This is a genomic window from Streptomyces panaciradicis (genome assembly GCF_023516615.1).
GTDB classification, from domain to species: Bacteria; Actinomycetota; Actinomycetes; order Streptomycetales; family Streptomycetaceae; genus Streptomyces; species Streptomyces panaciradicis.
This window is the reverse complement of sequence record NZ_JAMGBF010000001.1, coordinates 63,178-80,023: the sequence shown is the minus strand read 5'-3', so window position 1 is coordinate 80,023 and position 16,846 is coordinate 63,178. Positions and strand designations below refer to the sequence as shown.

The 16,846-nt window shown below is 71.6% G+C and carries 18 protein-coding genes; 12 read left to right on the top strand and 6 right to left on the bottom strand.

Annotated elements, in window-relative coordinates:
* Nucleotide 1: 1 nt before the first annotated feature.
* The 3 genes from M8J74_RS00400 (at nt 2) to M8J74_RS00395 (ending at nt 1,105) form a co-directional block, all read left to right on the top strand.
* Entirely contained in the window at nt 2-211 is a 210-nt protein-coding gene (locus tag M8J74_RS00400; RefSeq protein WP_058923575.1) for an acyl-CoA carboxylase epsilon subunit, read from the top strand.
* Nucleotides 212-324: 113 nt separating this feature from the next.
* On the top strand, nt 325-453 hold the full coding sequence (gene mmpB, locus M8J74_RS44385; protein WP_107416103.1) for a morphogenic membrane protein MmpB: 129 nt from the start codon (nt 325-327) through the stop codon (nt 451-453).
* Between the two features lie 31 nt (nt 454-484).
* On the top strand, nt 485-1,105 hold the full coding sequence (locus tag M8J74_RS00395) for a Maf family protein (protein WP_058923576.1): 621 nt from the start codon (nt 485-487) through the stop codon (nt 1,103-1,105).
* Here M8J74_RS00395 and M8J74_RS00390 read toward each other — a convergent pair.
* Nucleotides 1,074-1,568: a hypothetical protein gene (locus M8J74_RS00390; RefSeq protein ID WP_058923577.1), complete on the bottom strand. Its 495-nt coding sequence runs from the start codon at nt 1,566-1,568 to the stop codon at nt 1,074-1,076. The two genes, M8J74_RS00395 and M8J74_RS00390, sit on opposite strands and share 32 nt — an antisense overlap.
* 339 nt (nt 1,569-1,907) lie before the next feature.
* Between M8J74_RS00390 and M8J74_RS00385 the strand changes: the two genes are divergently transcribed.
* Together M8J74_RS00385 and M8J74_RS00380 are read left to right on the top strand one after the other, a co-directional pair.
* Entirely contained in the window at nt 1,908-3,680 is a 1,773-nt protein-coding gene (locus tag M8J74_RS00385) for an acetyl/propionyl/methylcrotonyl-CoA carboxylase subunit alpha (protein WP_249834463.1), read from the top strand.
* A gap of 236 nt (nt 3,681-3,916) precedes the next feature.
* Nucleotides 3,917-4,465, top strand: coding sequence for a TetR/AcrR family transcriptional regulator (locus M8J74_RS00380; protein WP_249834614.1), 549 nt, complete (start codon nt 3,917-3,919; stop codon nt 4,463-4,465).
* Nucleotides 4,466-4,509: 44 nt separating this feature from the next.
* On the opposite strand, the gene M8J74_RS00375 is transcribed toward M8J74_RS00380, so the two are convergent.
* On the bottom strand, nt 4,510-5,472 hold the full coding sequence (locus tag M8J74_RS00375; RefSeq protein ID WP_443744573.1) for a DeoR/GlpR family DNA-binding transcription regulator: 963 nt from the start codon (nt 5,470-5,472) through the stop codon (nt 4,510-4,512).
* Between the two features lie 166 nt (nt 5,473-5,638).
* Complete coding sequence (locus tag M8J74_RS00370) at nt 5,639-7,087, bottom strand: NAD(P)H-quinone dehydrogenase (RefSeq protein WP_058923580.1); 1,449 nt, start codon at nt 7,085-7,087, stop codon at nt 5,639-5,641.
* A gap of 106 nt (nt 7,088-7,193) precedes the next feature.
* Between M8J74_RS00370 and M8J74_RS00365 the strand changes: the two genes are divergently transcribed.
* From M8J74_RS00365 to M8J74_RS00355, 3 genes are all read left to right on the top strand, one after another.
* Complete coding sequence (locus tag M8J74_RS00365) at nt 7,194-7,631, top strand: gamma-glutamylcyclotransferase family protein (RefSeq protein ID WP_249834461.1); 438 nt, start codon at nt 7,194-7,196, stop codon at nt 7,629-7,631.
* A 112-nt stretch (nt 7,632-7,743) separates the two neighbouring features.
* Nucleotides 7,744-8,568 carry a purine-nucleoside phosphorylase gene (locus M8J74_RS00360; protein WP_249834460.1) on the top strand — a complete coding sequence of 275 codons (825 nt, stop codon included), beginning with the start codon at nt 7,744-7,746 and terminating at the stop codon, nt 8,566-8,568.
* Nucleotides 8,569-8,788: 220 nt separating this feature from the next.
* Complete coding sequence (locus M8J74_RS00355; protein ID WP_249834459.1) at nt 8,789-10,420, top strand: phospho-sugar mutase; 1,632 nt, start codon at nt 8,789-8,791, stop codon at nt 10,418-10,420.
* Between the two features lie 34 nt (nt 10,421-10,454).
* Here M8J74_RS00355 and M8J74_RS00350 read toward each other — a convergent pair whose 3' ends face one another.
* Nucleotides 10,455-11,129: a PH domain-containing protein gene (locus M8J74_RS00350; protein WP_249834458.1), complete on the bottom strand. Its 675-nt coding sequence runs from the start codon at nt 11,127-11,129 to the stop codon at nt 10,455-10,457.
* Nucleotides 11,130-11,293: 164 nt separating this feature from the next.
* Between M8J74_RS00350 and deoC the strand changes: the two genes are divergently transcribed.
* The 3 genes from deoC to M8J74_RS00335 are packed head-to-tail and all read left to right on the top strand — an operon-like array spanning nt 11,294 to nt 14,578.
* Nucleotides 11,294-12,256 (top strand): deoxyribose-phosphate aldolase, encoded by a 963-nt coding sequence (gene deoC / locus M8J74_RS00345; protein WP_249834457.1) that lies wholly within the window; start codon nt 11,294-11,296, stop codon nt 12,254-12,256.
* A gap of 5 nt (nt 12,257-12,261) precedes the next feature.
* The gene (locus tag M8J74_RS00340; RefSeq protein WP_249834456.1) at nt 12,262-13,698 is read left to right on the top strand and encodes an aldehyde dehydrogenase family protein; all 1,437 of its coding nucleotides are present in this window, start codon (nt 12,262-12,264) and stop codon (nt 13,696-13,698) included.
* On the top strand, nt 13,691-14,578 hold the full coding sequence (locus tag M8J74_RS00335; RefSeq protein WP_249834455.1) for an aldehyde dehydrogenase family protein: 888 nt from the start codon (nt 13,691-13,693) through the stop codon (nt 14,576-14,578). Before M8J74_RS00340 ends, M8J74_RS00335 begins: the two co-directional genes overlap by 8 nt.
* Nucleotides 14,579-14,654: 76 nt before the next feature.
* Here M8J74_RS00335 and M8J74_RS00330 read toward each other — a convergent pair whose 3' ends face one another.
* Nucleotides 14,655-15,062, bottom strand: coding sequence for a hypothetical protein (locus M8J74_RS00330; RefSeq protein WP_249834454.1), 408 nt, complete (start codon nt 15,060-15,062; stop codon nt 14,655-14,657).
* A 127-nt stretch (nt 15,063-15,189) separates the two neighbouring features.
* On the opposite strand from M8J74_RS00330, the gene M8J74_RS00325 reads away from it, so the two are divergent.
* Nucleotides 15,190-15,825 (top strand): uridine kinase family protein, encoded by a 636-nt coding sequence (locus M8J74_RS00325; RefSeq protein ID WP_249834453.1) that lies wholly within the window; start codon nt 15,190-15,192, stop codon nt 15,823-15,825.
* 187 nt (nt 15,826-16,012) lie between these two features.
* Here the strand turns inward: M8J74_RS00325 and M8J74_RS00315 are convergent, their stop codons facing one another.
* The gene (locus tag M8J74_RS00315) at nt 16,013-16,756 is read right to left on the bottom strand and encodes a SigE family RNA polymerase sigma factor (RefSeq protein ID WP_249834452.1); all 744 of its coding nucleotides are present in this window, start codon (nt 16,754-16,756) and stop codon (nt 16,013-16,015) included.
* Nucleotides 16,757-16,846: the final 90 nt, after the last annotated feature.

Genomic DNA, 16,846 nt, shown 5'->3' with positions numbered 1-16,846 from the left:
TGTGAACATCAAGGTCGTACGGGGCAACCCGACCCCGGAGGAGCTGGCCGCCGCACTGGCGGTGGTCAGGGCCCGCGCGGCAGCGGCGTCCGCCGTGACCCCGGATGCCGCGCAGCCCCGCGACTCCTGGTCCGACCCGTCCCGCATAGCAGCCCACCGCCTCCCCCAGCCCGGCCCCACGGCGTGGACCCGCACGTACTGGCCGGGATGACCGGACCCACCTTGTCAGGGGCGCGGGGAACCGCGCACAGAGGTACAACCCCGCCCCCGACTTGAGTACCCGTACTCAGGCGCCCACCCCACCCCCAGCCCCACGCTGGTGGCATGCTGTGGTCGGACCCCGAGAACGAACCCCCCGAGGAACTGCGCGACACGCAGGACATGTTGCGCAGACTCGGGGTTCTCATGGCCCTCGCCATGGTCCTGGCGATGATCGTGATCGGCCTGAGGTGAACGCGGGCACCCGCGTCGATACCCTGGCCCCATGACCGATCAGCCTCGCCGCCGCCTCATCCTCGCCTCCCAGTCCCCCGCCCGGCTGGGCCTGCTGCGCCAGGCCGGCATGGACCCCGAGGTCATCGTGAGCGGCGTGGACGAGGACGCCGTCAGCGCGCCCACCCCCGCCGAGCTGGCCCTTGCCCTGGCCGAGGCCAAGGCCTCCGTCGTCGCCGCCCGCCCGGACGCCCACGGCGCCGTGGTGATCGGCTGCGACTCGGTCCTGGACCTGGACGGCGAGGCGCTGGGCAAGCCGGCGGACGCGGAGGAGGCCACGGCGCGCTGGAAGGCGATGCGCGGCCGGGCCGGCACGCTCCAGACCGGCCACTGCGTCTACGACACCTCGACCGGCCGCTACGCCTCCGGCACGGCCTCCACGGTGGTCCGCTTCGGCGACCCCAGCGACGAGGAGATCGCCGCGTACGTCGCCTCCGGAGAACCCCTCTACGTCGCCGGGGCGTTCACCCTGGACGGCCGCAGCGCGCCGTTCATCGACGGCATCGACGGCGACCACGGCAACGTGATCGGCCTGAGCCTGCCCCTCGTCCGCAGGCTGCTGGCGCAACTGGGCGTGGGCATCACGGAGTTGTGGGCGCCGGTGGAGGGGTGACGGGAGTGCCCGCGCCGTCGTCGCCCTCGGGGCCCGGCGCCTGCGCGGGCGGGGCCGTGTCGGCGGGTTCGGCCGGACGGTCGTAGGTCATCAGCAGCAGCACGATCAGCGCCAGGACGACCACCATGAAGGTGAACGCCGGCCAGCCCACCAGCCCCCATGCGAACGCGCCCAGCAGGGCGTGCACGACGGCCGCGCTGATCAGCAGCACCCGGCCGAAGCCGGCGGGGGGACGGTTGCGTACGGCCACCAGCAGGGCCACCAGGCCGCACAGGGCGAAGTAGAGGCCGAAGAGGACGCCGCCGATCTTCGACGACAGGGACATCGTGTCCGGGTCGAGTCCGGCGAGCGACATGTCCTGGCGGTCGACGACGACCCCCAGGAACCAGTTCAGTGCCGCGACGCCGAGCGCCTCGGCGAAGAGCACGACCGCCACGACCCACGCCACCGGTCTGCGCACCACCGGGCCACCCCTCCACGTCCGTTCGATACATCGCGAACGCTACTAACGGGTAAACCGCGGGACAAGGGTTCGGCGAGTGGCAAAGAATCATTGGGCCATTCGTAGGGACTCCACAAAGAAACTGAGTGGCCCGCAGCACGCTCTCACAGAGACCTTGACCACATGGGAGGGCTAGGGTTGCGGGCAGGAGTCCTGCACACCAGGGTGCGACAAGGGATTTCGCGGATCGAGTCAGCCTCGAATCACGCTCCGTGTGGGCAAGCTCACCATTGGGGATGGGTCGAAGTGCCTCGTCGGCTGTCCCTAAACTCGGCTTGTTTCAAGGAGGGAGCCTCAATCGTGCGCAAGGTGCTCATCGCCAACCGTGGCGAAATCGCTGTCCGCGTTGCCCGGGCCTGTCGGGACGCCGGCATCGCGAGCGTGGCCGTCTACGCCGACCCCGACCGGGACGCTCTGCATGTCCGCGCCGCGGATGAGGCGTTCGCCCTGGGCGGTGACACCCCGGCCACCAGCTACCTGGTGATCGACAAGATCCTGAACGCGGCGCGCGAGTCGGGCGCCGACGCCATCCACCCGGGCTACGGCTTCCTCTCCGAGAACGCCGACTTCGCCCAGGCCGTGCTGGACGCCGGGCTGATCTGGATCGGCCCGCCGCCGCAGGCCATCCGCGACCTCGGTGACAAGGTCGCCGCCCGGCACATCGCGCAGCGCGCCGGCGCCCCGCTGGTGGCCGGCACCCCCGACCCGGTCTCGGGCGCCGACGAGGTCGTCGCGTTCGCCGAGGAGAACGGGCTGCCCATCGCGATCAAGGCCGCCTTCGGTGGCGGCGGCCGCGGCCTGAAGGTCGCCCGCACCCTCGAAGAGGTCCCCGAGCTGTACGACTCGGCGGTCCGCGAGGCGGTCGCCGCCTTCGGCCGCGGCGAGTGCTTCGTCGAGCGCTACCTCGACCGCCCCCGGCACGTGGAGACCCAGTGCCTGGCGGACAAGCACGGCAACGTGGTCGTCGTCTCCACCCGTGACTGCTCGCTGCAGCGCCGCCACCAGAAGCTGGTCGAGGAGGCCCCGGCGCCGTTCCTGTCCGAGGAGCAGGTCGCCGAGCTGTACCGCGCCTCGAAGGCCATCCTGAAGGAGGCCCACTACGAGGGCGCGGGCACCTGCGAGTTCCTCGTCGGCCAGAACGGCACGATCTCCTTCCTGGAGGTCAACACCCGCCTGCAGGTCGAGCACCCGGTGACCGAGGAGGTCGCCGGCATCGACCTGGTCCGCGAGATGTTCCGCATCGCCGACGGCGAGGAACTCGGCTACGACGACCCGGAGCTGCGCGGCCACTCCTTCGAGTTCCGCATCAACGGCGAGGACCCGGGCCGCAACTTCCTGCCCGCCCCCGGCACCGTCACCACCTTCACCGCCCCGACCGGCCCGGGCGTCCGTCTGGACGCGGGCGTGGAGTCCGGCTCGGTCATCGGCCCGGCCTGGGACTCCCTGCTGGCCAAGCTGATCGTCACCGGCCGCACCCGCAAGGAGGCCCTGGAGCGCGCCGCCCGCGCCCTGGAGGAGTTCCAGGTGGAGGGCATGGCCACGGCCATCCCCTTCCACCGCGCGGTCGTCACCGACCCGGCCTTCGCCCCCGAGCTGACCGGCTCCGACGAGCCGTTCACGGTCCACACCCGCTGGATCGAGACCGAGTTCGTCAACGAGATCAAGCCCTTCGCCGCCCCGGCCGACGCCGAGGCGGAGGACGACACGAGCCGCGAGACGGTCGTCGTCGAGGTCGGCGGCAAGCGCCTGGAGGTCTCCCTGCCGGCCTCGCTGGGCATGTCCCTGGCCCGCACCGGACTGGCCGCGGGCGCCAAGCCCAAGCGCCGCGCGGCGAAGAAGTCCGGCCCCGTCGCCTCCGGCGACACGCTGGCCTCCCCGATGCAGGGCACCATCGTCAAGGTCGCCGTGGAGGAGGGCCAGGAGGTCAAGGAGGGCGACCTGGTCGTCGTCCTGGAGGCCATGAAGATGGAACAGCCGCTCAACGCGCACAAGTCCGGCACCGTCAAGGGCATGAGCCTGGAGGTCGGCGCCTCCATCAGCTCCGGCGCCGCGATCTGCGAGATCAAGGACTGACCCGCACGACACGCGGGTGAGGCGCCCGGCGGACCGCGACTGTCGGCCCGCCGGGCGCCTCGCGTTTGCCCGGCCCCGAACGAAGATGCGGGCGCAGGCCGCTCGTCCGTCCTCGATGGCATGCTGGGGGCGAACGGGGGCGCGAGAGGGAGCAGGTGGGAGTGATGGCGGGCGGGACCTCGGCGGAAGGCGCCGGGAGCCGGGAGGCCGCGGTGACGACGGCGCCGGGACGCACCCTGCGCGCCGACGCCCGCCGCAACCGCGAACGGCTGCTGACCGAGGCGCGCTCGGTCTTCGCCGCCCACGGCACGGACGCGTCGCTCGAGGACGTGGCCAGGCGCGCGGGGGTCGGCATCGGCACCCTCTACCGTCACTTCCCCAACCGGCACGCCCTGTTGAGCGCGGTCTTCGAGGACGCGGTGGGCGACCTGCTGTCCCGCTCCCGTGAACTGCTGGACGCTCCCGAGCCCTGCGCGGCGCTGGTGACCTGGCTGCGCGAGATCATCGCCCAGGCCGGCGAGTACCGCGGGCTGGCCCGTGCCCTGATGTCGGTGACGTCCGATCACACCTCGGCCCTGGCCCGGTGCAGCGACCCGATCAGACAGGCGGGCGCCGCACTGCTGACCCGGGCCCAGCAGGCGGGCCGGGTCCGCGAGGACGTGGCGGTGGCAGACCTGCTGCAGCTGACGAACGCGATCGCGCTGGCGGCGGAGGAGGCGCCGGGCGACCCGGAACTGGCGGACCGCCTGCTCCAGTTGACGCTGAGAGGCCTGAAGCCGGGCTGACCGCGCGAACCGTTCGCCCGGCCACCGGCACAAGCCCCGCGTGCCTAACGCCGCCGCATGTCGGCGACCCGCGCCCGCTCGGCGCCCGGCGCCGGCTCACCGAGGACGGCGGCGCTGTGCAGCCCCGCTCCCGCTCCGGGACCCGCCCCGCGCCGGGGCCCCGGAAGGGCGACGTCCCGGCGAGCCTGGCGCGGGGGGACGGAATCACCGCCCACGGAGTTCCCGGACGCCCCCGCGACAGCGATCTGCACACCCTGGTCGGCCAGCGCCTGCAACTCCGTGGCCGCCCGGTCGTCGTGCGCCGGCGGCTCGTCGGTCACCAGGCGGGTGATCACGTCCGTGGGCACGGTCTGGAACATGGTGTCCGTACCGAGCTTGGTGTGGTCGGCGAGCACGACGACCTCGGCGGCGGCCTGGACGAGCGCCCGGTCCACGGAGGCGGACAGCATGTTGGAGGTGGACAGCCCCCGCTCGGCCGTGAGGCCGCTGCCGGACAGGAAGGCCCGCGAGACCCGCAGCCCCTGGAGGGACTGCTCGGCACCACTGCCCACCAGCGCGTAGTTGGAGCCACGCAAGGTACCGCCGGTCATCACGACTTCCACCCGGTTGGCATGGGCCAACGCCTGTGCCACCAGCAGGGAGTTGGTGACGACGGTCAGCCCGGGCACCCGCGCGAGCCGACGGGCCAGCTCCTGGGTCGTGGTCCCCGCCCCCACCACGATGGCCTCGCCCTCTTCGACGAAGCCCGCGGCGAGATCGGCGATGGCCGTCTTCTCGGCGGTCGCGAGATGTGATTTCTGCGGAAAGCCGGACTCCCGCGTGAATCCGCCCGGCAGTACCGCACCGCCGTGCCGGCGGTCGAGGAGTCCTTCTGCCTCCAGTGCGCGCACGTCCCGCCGTACGGTCACTTCGGAGGTCTGGACGACGCGGGCGAGCTCACGGAGCGATACGGCCCCGTTCGCTCGCACCATTTCGAGGATCAATTGGCGACGTTCTGCAGCGAACACGAAACTGACAGTAATGCCAACGACCGTCTGGTTTCAGCTGTTTGCGCCGAATAGCAGAAGTTGTTCGCACGCCAGGACGGAAAGTGGTATAGGACCTAGCCACCCCGCCTATGCCGCACGCATGCGCGACAACTCCCCGTGACCAGCGGGGAATCGGTTTCGGCCGTCAGACGTCCCCGCCCGTCTTACGGGTGTGGAGCTGGCGTGCGACCTCCGCGATCGACCCCGAAAGACTCGGATAGACGGTGAACGCGTTCGCGATCTGTTCGACCGTCAGATTGTTGTCGACGGCGATCGAGATCGGATGGATCAGTTCCGAGGCGCGCGGGGCGACCACGACACCACCCACCACGATGCCGGTGCCCGGCCGGCAGAAGAGCTTCACGAAGCCGTCCCGGATGCCCTGCATCTTGGCGCGCGGGTTGCGCAGCAGCGGCAGCTTCACCACCCGGGCGTCGATCTTCCCGGCGTCCACATCGGCCTGCGTGTACCCCACGGTGGCGATCTCGGGATCGGTGAACACGTTCGACGACACGGTCTTCAGGTTCAGCGGAGCGACCGCGTCACCCAGGAAGTGGTACATGGCGATACGTCCCTGCATGGCGGCCACCGAGGCGAGCGCGAAGACGCCCGTCACGTCACCGGCGGCGTACACACCGGGAGCCGTCGTCCGGGACACCTTGTCGGTCCAGATGTGCCCGGACTCCCGCACCCGGACCCCGGCCTCCTCCAGCCCCAGCCCGGCGCTGTTGGGAATGGCGCCGACGGCCATCAGACAGTGCGACCCCGTGATGACCCGCCCGTCGGCCAGCGTGACCTCGACCCGGTCGCCGACCCGCTTGGCGGCGGCGGCCCGCGAGCGCGCCATGACGTTCATGCCGCGGCGCCGGAAGACGTCCTCCAGTACGGCGGCCGCATCCGGGTCCTCACCCGGCAGCACCCGATCGCGCGACGAAACGAGCGTGACCCTCGACCCCAGCGCCTGATAGGCGCCGGCGAACTCGGCACCGGTCACACCCGAGCCGACCACGATGAGCTCCTCGGGCAGCTCGTCGAGGTCGTAGACCTGGGTCCAGTTCAGGATGCGCTCGCCGTCGGGCTGCGCGTCGGGCACCTCACGCGGATGCCCACCGGTCGCGATCAGCACGGCATCCGCGGTCAGCGTCTCCTCGCTCCCGTCGGCGGTCGAGACGACGACCTTGCGCGACCCGTCGAGGGCCTGCATGCCCTCCAGCCGCCCCCGCCCGCGCATGACGCGGGCGCCCGCACGCGTCACGGACGCGGTGATGTCGTGCGACTGGGCCAGCGCGAGCCGCTTCACACGGCGGTTGACCTTCCCGAGATCGACGCCCACGACCCGGGCGGCCTGCTCCAGCGGCGGGGTGTCGTCGGCGACGATGATCCCCAGCTCTTCGTACGAGGAGTCGAAGGTGGTCATCACCTCGGCCGTGGCGATGAGCGTCTTCGACGGCACGCAGTCGGTCAGCACCGACGCCCCGCCCAGACCGTCGCAGTCGACGACGGTCACCTCCGCACCGAGCTGAGCGGCCACCAGGGCCGCTTCGTATCCGCCGGGTCCGCCACCGATGATCACGATCCGAGTCACGTACCCCATTGTCCCGCACTCCCCGGGGTGCCACTGCCAGGGGCCGCGGCAATGGGTTGGCAAGGGGCGCCTGATACCCATGAGCCCCCTGTTCGCCCTGCCGTACTCTCTCCCCATGTCGCTCTACGCCGCGTACGCCGGCAACCTCGACGCGCGGCTGATGACCCGCCGCGCCCCGCACTCGCCGATGCGCGCCACGGGCTGGCTCAACGGCTGGCGGCTGACCTTCGGGGGCGAGCACATGGGCTGGGAGGGAGCGCTGGCGACCCTCGCGGAGGACCCCCTCTCCCAGGTGTTCGTCGCCCTCTACGACATCGCGCCGCCGGACGAGGAGTCGATGGACCGCTGGGAGGGCGTGGGCCTGGGCATCTACCGCCGCGCCCGCGTGCGGGTCCACACCCTGGAGGGCGAGGAGCAGGCCTGGCTCTACGTCCTCAACGGCTACGAGGGCGGCCTGCCGTCGGCCCGCTACCTCGGCGAGATCGCGGACGCGGCGGAATCAGCAGGAGCCCCCCACGACTACGTGATGGAACTACGCAAACGCCCCTGCTGACCCACCACCCCCACCACCCCCGCTCCTTCGTTGGAAACGACAAGACAACGATCGCCACCCCGTCAGCTCTGTCATCTACGCGCGTAGGACCGAACCGGCTACCCTCGACCGCGTGAACGCATCTCTTCTTCCGGACGACATCCAGGGCGACCCCCACGCCGCCGCCGACGCCGCCGCCGCGCGCCTGCGCGAACTGACCGGCGCCGAGACCCACGACGTCGCCCTCGTGATGGGCTCCGGCTGGGCACCGGCCGTGGACGCCCTCGGCGCCCCCGACGCCGAGTTCCAGGTCACCGAGCTGCCCGGCTTCCCGCCCCCGGTGGTCGAGGGCCACGGCGGCAAGGTCCGCTCGTACAGGATCGGCGACAAGCGCGCCCTGGTCTTCCTGGGCCGTACCCACTACTACGAGGGCCGCGGCGTGGCCGCCGTAGCCCACGGTGTGCGCACCGCCGTGGCAGCCGGCAGCAAGACGGTGGTCCTCACCAACGGCTGCGGCGGCCTGCGCGAGGGCATGCGCCCCGGCCAGCCGGTCCTGATCAGCGACCACATCAACCTCACGGCCACCTCCCCCATCATCGGGGCGAACTTCGTCGACCTCACCGACCTCTACTCCCCCCGCCTGCGCGCCCTGTGCAAGGAGATCGACCCCACTCTCGAAGAGGGCGTCTACGCGCAGTTCCCCGGCCCGCACTACGAGACGCCGGCCGAGATCCGCATGGCCCGCGTCATCGGCGCCGACCTGGTGGGCATGTCGACGGTCCTGGAGGCGATCGCGGCACGCGAGGCGGGCGCCGAGGTCCTCGGCATCTCCCTGGTCACCAACCTCGCCGCCGGCATGACGGGCGAGCCCCTCAACCACGAGGAGGTCCTCCAGGCGGGCCGGGACAGCGCCACCCGCATGGGCTCGCTGCTGGCCCAGGTCCTCAACCGCCTCTAGACCGCGCACGGCGAGAAGGGGCCGGGACGGGGGGTGTCCGCCCACAGCGACGGGCGTCAAAGAGCAGCACAGAGCAAACCCCGGCACCGCCCGCCCGAGGACGGACACCCCCCGTCCCGGCCCCGACCCCCCACCGAACCGCAGGCGCGACGCGCACCCCGCCTCACCCGCACAGGCGCCGCAGGCATCCGCACCACCCACAACGAGAGGCTGACCGACCGTGCACGACGACCTCATCGCCCGGGCTCAGACCTGGCTCGCCGAGGACCCCGACCCGGACACCCGCGCCGAGCTCTCGAAGCTCATCGAGGCCGGCGACCTGACAGAACTCGCCGACCGCTTCAGCGGCACCCTCCAGTTCGGCACGGCGGGCCTGCGCGGTGAGCTCGGCGCCGGCCCCAACCGCATGAACCGCTCGGTCGTCATCCGCGCCGCCGCGGGCCTGGCCGCCCACCTCAAGGCGACCGGCCACACCGACGGCCTGGTGGTCATCGGCTACGACGCCCGCCACAAGTCGGCCGACTTCGCCCGCGACACCGCGGCGGTCATGACCGGCGCGGGCCTCAAGGCAGCGGTCCTGCCCCGCCCCCTCCCCACCCCGGTCCTGGCGTTCGCCATACGGCACCTCGGCGCGGTCGCGGGCGTGGAGGTCACGGCCAGCCACAACCCGCCCCGCGACAACGGCTACAAGGTCTACCTCGGCGACGGCTCCCAGATCGTGCCCCCCGCGGACGCGCAGATCGCCGCGCAGATCCAGGCGATCACCTCGCTCCACGACGTCCCCCGCCCCGAAACGGGCTGGCAGACCCTGGACGAATCCGTGCTGAACGCCTACCTCGCCCGCACGGACGCGGTCCTGGCGCCCACCTCCCCCCGCACGGCCCGCACGGTCTACACGGCCATGCACGGCGTGGGCAAGGACACCCTCCTCGCGGCCTTCGCCCGAGCGGGCTTCCCGGAGCCGGCCCTCGTGACCGAGCAGGCCGACCCCGACCCGGACTTCCCCACGGTCGCCTTCCCCAACCCGGAAGAGCCCGGCGCGATGGACCTGGCCTTCGCCAAGGCCCGCGAGACCTCCCCCGACCTGATCATCGCCAACGACCCCGACGCGGACCGCTGCGCGGTCGCCGTCAAGCAGGGCGCCGACTGGCGCATGCTCCGGGGCGACGAGGTCGGCGCCCTCCTGGCCGCCCACCTGGTGACCCGCGGAGCGCAGGGCACGTTCGCGGAGTCGATCGTCTCCTCGTCCCTCCTCGGCCGCATCGCCGAGAAGGCGAACCTGCCCTACGAGGAGACGCTCACCGGCTTCAAGTGGATCGCCCGCGTCGACGGCCTGCGCTACGGCTACGAGGAGGCCCTCGGCTACTGCGTGGACCCCGAGGGCGTCCGCGACAAGGACGGCATCACCGCGGCCCTGCTGATCACCGAGCTGGCCTCGACGCTCAAGGAGGAGAACCGCACCCTCCTCGACCTCCTCGACGACCTGGCGGTGGAGCACGGCCTGCACGCCACCGACCAGCTGTCGGTGCGCGTACAGGACCTCACGATCATCGCCCGCGCGATGGAACGGCTCCGCGAGAACCCGCCCACCACGCTGGCGGGCCTGCGGGTCACCCAGGCGGAGGACCTCACCCGGGGCACCGACAAGCTGCCTCCCACCGACGGCCTGCGCTACACGCTGGAGGGCGCCCGGGTCATCGTCCGCCCGAGCGGCACGGAGCCGAAGCTGAAGTGCTACCTGGAGGCAGTGATCCCCGTGAAGACCCACAAGGACCTCCCCGAGGCGCACGCCACGGCAAACGAGATCCTGGCGGCCCTCAAGCGGGACCTGTCAACGGCAGCCGGCATCTGAGGGAACGGGCGCCCGAAAGGGCGCCCGCACCCGCTCACCCCGTGGCCAGCAGAATCACCAGCAACAGTGCCCCGGCGAGCGCGGGCCCGGCGACCTCGTAGGCCCAGCGCACGGTCACCTCACCCTGCGCGCCCTGCTTACCGCCCCGCTCCTCGAGCATGTCGCGCAGGTCGTCCATGACCCGGTCGGCCTGAGCGCGGGTGGGCCCGCTCGGCACGGCGCCACCGAAGCTGCCGGAACCCAGTCCGCCGAGCCCGCCGCGGCGACCGCCTCCGCTGGCCCCGGCGGCCCGGTCGGCGGCGTTGCGGGCCTCCTGCCGGGCCGCCCTCTTGCGGGCGCGCAGCGAGACGGGGACGGCCCACAGCTGGTACTTGGTGCCGGCCTTGGAGACGACCTCGTTGGAGTAGCCGGACCTCAGCGCGCCGACCTCGCCCCAGGGCAGCACGATCAGCCGGAACGGGTTGCGGACGCGCAGCCGCTCGTCGTTGACCTGGACGGCGGGGCGGATGGTGAAGGCGACGATCAGCGGGACGACGAGGATCATCGCGGCCAGCGCCAGCCAGGGCGTGCGGCCGTGACCGGCGACGATCGCGTCGATGCCGAGCCAGGCGGTGATGGCGAGCAGCAGGACGCCTCCGGCGATGCCTGCGGAGGAACGGTGGACGCGGTCCTTGGCCGTGGCCGGCGTCGAGGGCTCGGGGGTCGTCATGAGGGCGATTGTGCCTCACGAGGAAAAGAACCCCAGCCAGCCGCCCCCCACAAAGCGACCCCCCAGGAAGCACGGGCGAAAAGACGAGGCAAAGCCCCCGCCCCACAGACCAACCTCCCGGGGTGTACAGCCGCTACGCGCGTAGATATGCTCGTCTGGTGACCATGCCCACCACTGCACCCAACGCAGCTCACGCACTCGCCGACGTCACCGCGTCCGACGGCACGCTGCGCCGCTTCCTCCACGGGCTGCCCGGCGTCGACGCGGTCGGTCTGGAGGCGCGCGCCGCCTCCCTCGGCACCCGTTCCATCAAGACGACCGCGAAGGCGTACGCCATCGACCTCGCCATCTCGATGGTCGACCTGACGACGCTGGAAGGCGCGGACACCCCGGGCAAGGTCCGGGCGCTCGGCGCCAAGGCGGTCCACCCGGACCCGACCGACCCGGCGACCCCGTCGACGGCGGCCGTCTGCGTCTATCCCGACATGGTGGCCACCGCGAAGGCGGCCGTGGCCGGCTCGTCCGTGAAGGTCGCCTCGGTGGCCACCGCGTTCCCGGCGGGCCGCGCGCCGCTGACGGTGAAGCTGGCGGACGTGCGCGAGGCGGTCGCCGCGGGCGCCGACGAGATCGACATGGTCATCGACCGCGGGGCGTTCCTCGCCGGTCACTTCATGAAGGTGTACGACGAGATCGTCGCCGTACGGGAGGCCTGCGGCACGGAGGCCCGGCTCAAGGTCATCTTCGAGACGGGCGAGCTGTCGACGTACGACAACATCCGCCGGGCGAGCTGGCTCGGCATGCTGGCCGGCGCCGACTTCATCAAGACCTCCACCGGCAAGGTCGCCGTCAACGCCACCCCCGCCAACACCCTGCTGATGCTGGAGGCGGTGCGCGACTTCCGCGCGCAGACCGGCATCCAGGTCGGCGTGAAGCCGGCGGGCGGCATTCGCACCTCCAAGGACGCCATCAAGTTCCTCGTCCTGGTCAACGAGACCGCGGGCGAGGACTGGCTGGACAACCACTGGTTCCGCTTCGGCGCCTCCTCGCTTCTGAACGATCTGCTGATGCAGCGTCAGAAGCTGGCCACCGGCCGCTACTCCGGCCCCGACTACGTGACGGTGGACTGATCACCATGGCATCGGCATTCGCATACGCACCCGCACCCGAGTCCCGCTCGGTCGTCGACATCGCGCCCTCCTACGGGCTGTTCATCGACGGCGAGTTCACGGAGGCGGCCGACGGCAAGGTCTTCAAGACCGTCAGCCCCGCCACCGAGGAGGTCCTCTCCGAGATCGCCCAGGCGGGCGAGGCGGACGTCGACCGCGCCGTCGCGGCCGCCCGCAAGGCCTTCGAGAAGTGGTCGGCGCTGCCGGGCTCCGAGCGCGCCAAGTACCTGTTCCGGATCGCGCGGATCATCCAGGAACGCAGCCGCGAGCTGGCGGTCCTGGAGACCCTGGACAACGGCAAGCCGATCAAGGAGACCCGCGACGCCGACCTCCCCCTGGTCGCGGCGCACTTCTTCTACTACGCGGGCTGGGCGGACAAGCTGGAGCACGCGGGCTTCGGCGCGAACCCGCGCCCGCTGGGCGTGGCCGGCCAGGTCATCCCCTGGAACTTCCCGCTCCTGATGCTGGCGTGGAAGATCGCCCCGGCGCTGGCGACCGGCAACACGGTGGTCCTCAAGCCCGCCGAGACGACCCCCCTGTCCGCCCTCTTCTTCGCGGACATCTGCCGTCAGGCGGGCCTGCCCAAGGGCGTCGTCAACATCCTTCCCGGATACGGCGACACGGGCGCCGCGCTCGTCGCGCACCCGGACGTGAACAAGGTCGCCTTCACCGGTTCCACGGCCGTCGGCAAGGAGATCGCGCGGACGGTCGCGGGCACCCGCAAGAAGCTCACTCTCGAACTGGGCGGCAAGGGCGCCAACATCGTCTTCGACGACGCCCCGATCGACCAGGCCGTCGAGGGCATCGTCAACGGCATCTTCTTCAACCAGGGACAGGTCTGCTGCGCGGGCTCCCGCCTCCTGGTCCAGGAGTCGATCCACGACGAACTCCTCGACTCCCTCAAGCGCCGCCTGTCCACGCTCCGCCTCGGCGACCCGCTGGACAAGAACACGGACATCGGCGCGATCAACTCGGCGGAGCAGCTCTCGCGCATCACCACCCTCGTCGAGCAGGGCGAGGCGGAGGGCGCCGAACGCTGGTCCCCGGCGTGCGAGATCCCGTCCTCCGGCTACTGGTTCGCCCCGACGCTCTTCACGAACGTCACCCAGGCGCACCGGATCGCCCGCGACGAGATCTTCGGCCCGGTCCTGTCGGTCCTCACCTTCCGCACCCCGGACGAGGCGGTCGCCAAGGCGAACAACACGCCGTACGGCCTGTCGGCGGGCATCTGGACCGAGAAGGGCTCCCGGATCCTCGCGGTGGCGAACAAGCTGCGCGCGGGCGTCGTCTGGTCCAACACGTTCAACAAGTTCGACCCGACCTCGCCGTTCGGCGGTTACAAGGAGTCGGGCTTCGGCCGCGAGGGCGGCCGCCACGGCCTGGAGGCATACCTCGATGTCTGACCGTTTGAGTGTCCTCAAGACCTACAAGCTGTACGTCGGCGGGAAGTTCCCGCGTTCCGAGAGCGGCCGGGTGTACGAGGTGACCGACGCAAAGGGCAAGTGGCTGGCCAACGCCCCCCTCTCCTCCCGCAAGGACGCCCGTGACGCGGTGGTCGCCGCCCGCAAGGCGTTCGGCGGCTGGTCCGGCGCCACCGCGTACAACCGGGGCCAGGTCCTCTACCGCGTCGCCGAGATGCTGGAGGGCCGCCGGGCGCAGTTCGTGCACGAGGTCGCCGACGCGGAGGGCCTGTCGAAGTCGAAGGCGGCCGAGCAGGTGGACGCGGCCATCGACCGCTGGGTCTGGTATGCGGGCTGGACCGACAAGATCGCCCAGGTGGTCGGCGGCGGCAACCCGGTCGCGGGCCCGTTCTTCAACCTGTCCTCTCCGGAGCCGACCGGCGTGGTCGCCGTCCTGGCCCCGCAGGAGTCGTCGTTCCTGGGCCTGGTGTCGGTGCTCGCCCCGGTGATCGCGACGGGCAACACGGCGGTCGTGGTGGCGTCCGAGCGGTCCCCGCTGCCCGCGCTGTCCCTCGCCGAGGTGCTGGCCACCTCGGACGTCCCCGGCGGCGTGGTCAACGTCCTGTCGGGCCGTACGGCGGAGATCGCCCCTCCCCTGGCGTCGCACCAGGACGTCAACGCGATCGACCTCGCGGGCGCGGACGACGTGCTGGCGAAGGAGCTGGAGATCGCGGCGGCGGACAACCTCAAGCGCGTCCTGCGTCCACAGCCTGTGGACAACTGGTCGGAGACTCCGGGCACCGACCGCCTGACCGCGTTCCTGGAGACGAAGACGGTCTGGCATCCGACGGGTTCGCTGGGCGCGTCGGGTTCGTCCTACTGACGCCACCCCCACAAGCCGGAGAGCCGCGACTCCCCTCCGTCCGGGGGAGGCGCGGCTCTCCGCCGTACCGGGGCCTTCAGTGGCTCAGCAGGCCGGTGGCCTGGCCGAGGACCGGGATGTTGCCGATCGAGGAGGCCTGGGCGACCGGGGCCGTCAGCATCTGGGTGTCGAGGGCCTTGAAGTCGGCGAGCTGGGTGCCGACGCCGTTGTCCAGCGGGTCGACGCCGGTGCCGGCGAGCGGGTTGGGCTTGAGGCCGGCGACCGGCCCGGTGACGTAGCCGACGGTGCCGGTGAGGGCCTGGACCCCGGACTGCGGGTCGATCTTGCCGAGGCTGGTGGGCCGGGTGTGCAGCACGTCCACCAGGGGCTCGGTGTCGGCGGCGGAGGCCGTCGCGGCACCCGCGCCGAGCGCCACGCCCGCCGTCGCGAGGGCGACCAGGGCGCGGTGGACGGTCGGGGTGGAGGACGACGTGTGTCGTGACATTGCTGGTGCCACCTTCTGGTGCGCGGGGTAATCGGGTCGACACGAAGGGTAGTTGAGGTGTGACGCGCGATCCAATGCCGACCCGCGGGGTCGGCAGGGCGTACGGAATGCGTCAAACTGGTGTCCCGTGAGCATCCATCTCCCCACCTCCGCCCGTGTCGTGCTGCTCTGCGGCCCCTCGGGCTCGGGCAAGTCCCTCGTCGCCGCCCGCTCGGGCCTTCCCGTGCTGCGCCTGGACGACTTCTACAAGGAGGGCGACGACCCGACGCTGCCGCTGGTGGCGGGGAGCTCCGACATCGACTGGGACCATCCGGACTCCTGGGACACGGAGGCGGCGGTGGCGGCGATAGCCGACCTGTGCCGCACGGGCCGTACGAAGATCCCCGTCTACGACCTGTCCCTGTCCGCGCGCACCGGCGAGGAGGCCGTGGAGATCGGGCGCACCCCGTTGTTCGTGGCGGAGGGCGTCTTCGCCGCCGAGATCATCGACCGGTGCCGGCGGGAGGGGCTGCTCGCGGACGCGCTGTGCCTGAGCCGGGGCCCGGTGCGCACCTTCCGCCGCCGTTTCGTGCGGGATCTCAAGGAGGGCCGCAAGTCGGTGCCGTTCCTGCTGCGCCGCGGCTGGCGCCTGATGCGCCAGGAGCGCGGGATCGTCTCCCGTCAGACCACGCTGGGCGCGCATCCCTGCGACCGCGACGAGGCACTGACCCGGCTGGCCACCGCCGCGGTGACCCGCCACCCGTCGTCGACGCCGACGGCCTGAGCCGGCGCGGTTCCCCGGGCACACACGAAAGCGGGACTGGACGGACCCCCCGGCCCTCCAGTCCCGCTTCCCCCGTTCCCCCGTGTCTCCCCCGTGGGTCTTTCCCCCGTGACCCCCGTAGGTCCCCCGTGACCCCCGTCGGTCCCCCCGGTGTTACCGCTCCCCCGTCACTTGCTCCCCCCAGCCCTCAGGCGACCAGCTCCCCGAAGGCGTCCTCCTCGTCACGGCCGAAGCTGAGGACCTCGTCCTCGCGCAGCCGGCGGAGCGACCGCCAGATGCTCGACTTCACCGTGCCGACACTGATGTCGAGGATCTCCGCGATCTCCGGGTCGGTGCGGCCCTCGTAGTAGCGCAGGACCAGCATCGTGCGCTGGAGTTCGGGCAGCCGGGCGAGCGCCTGCCACAGGACCGCGCGCAGCTCGGTGCCGCGCATCGCGTCCGTGTCGCCGGGCGTCTCCGGCAGCTCCTCGGTCGGGTACTCGTTCAGCTTGCGGCGGCGCCACGCGCTGATGTGCAGGTTCGTCATGGTGCGGCGCAGGTAGCCCCCGACCGCGGCCTTGTCGCTGATCCGGTCCCACGCCTTGTACGTCGAGAACAGCGCGCTCTGCAGCAGGTCCTCGGCCTCGAAGCGGTCACCGGTCAGGTGGTAGGCGGTGGCGTACAGGGAGGCGCGGCGCTCCTGGACGTAGGCGGTGAACTCCGCCTCCGACAGCGAACGACGCTCCCCCGAGCCCTCCCCGTACGCGCTTCCCCCGTGCGTTTCCCCCGTGAAACCGTCAACCACCGTCATGTAGGCGGTGTGCTGACGCCCGGCGCCGCGAGCGCACCCCCGCCCGCTCACGGCGCCGGACTTCTCGGAACCCCGGCCCCCGTTCACGTCGTGCAGGCGCGTGACCACTGCGCTGGTGCTCATGCCGTGCAGCGTGTTCATCTCGCGCCCCCCGTCGTGGACTTCCGGTGTTCTGCTTGCTCAGGCGGTGCTTCCTTGCCTGTGCCGAAAAGCTTGCCCTCGCACCTTCAT

Coding starts and splice junctions, on each gene's coding strand:
- mmpB (WP_107416103.1), top strand. CDS start 325: ATGCTGTGGTCGGACCCCGAGAACGAACCCCCCGAGGAACTGCGCGAC.
- M8J74_RS00395 (WP_058923576.1), top strand. CDS start 485: ATGACCGATCAGCCTCGCCGCCGCCTCATCCTCGCCTCCCAGTCCCCC.
- M8J74_RS00370 (WP_058923580.1), bottom strand. CDS start 7,087: ATGGGGTACGTGACTCGGATCGTGATCATCGGTGGCGGACCCGGCGGA.
- M8J74_RS00365 (WP_249834461.1), top strand. CDS start 7,194: ATGTCGCTCTACGCCGCGTACGCCGGCAACCTCGACGCGCGGCTGATG.
- M8J74_RS00350 (WP_249834458.1), bottom strand. CDS start 11,129: ATGACGACCCCCGAGCCCTCGACGCCGGCCACGGCCAAGGACCGCGTC.
- deoC (WP_249834457.1), top strand. CDS start 11,294: ATGCCCACCACTGCACCCAACGCAGCTCACGCACTCGCCGACGTCACC.
- M8J74_RS00340 (WP_249834456.1), top strand. CDS start 12,262: ATGGCATCGGCATTCGCATACGCACCCGCACCCGAGTCCCGCTCGGTC.
- M8J74_RS00335 (WP_249834455.1), top strand. CDS start 13,691: ATGTCTGACCGTTTGAGTGTCCTCAAGACCTACAAGCTGTACGTCGGC.
- M8J74_RS00330 (WP_249834454.1), bottom strand. CDS start 15,062: ATGTCACGACACACGTCGTCCTCCACCCCGACCGTCCACCGCGCCCTG.
- M8J74_RS00315 (WP_249834452.1), bottom strand. CDS start 16,756: ATGAACACGCTGCACGGCATGAGCACCAGCGCAGTGGTCACGCGCCTG.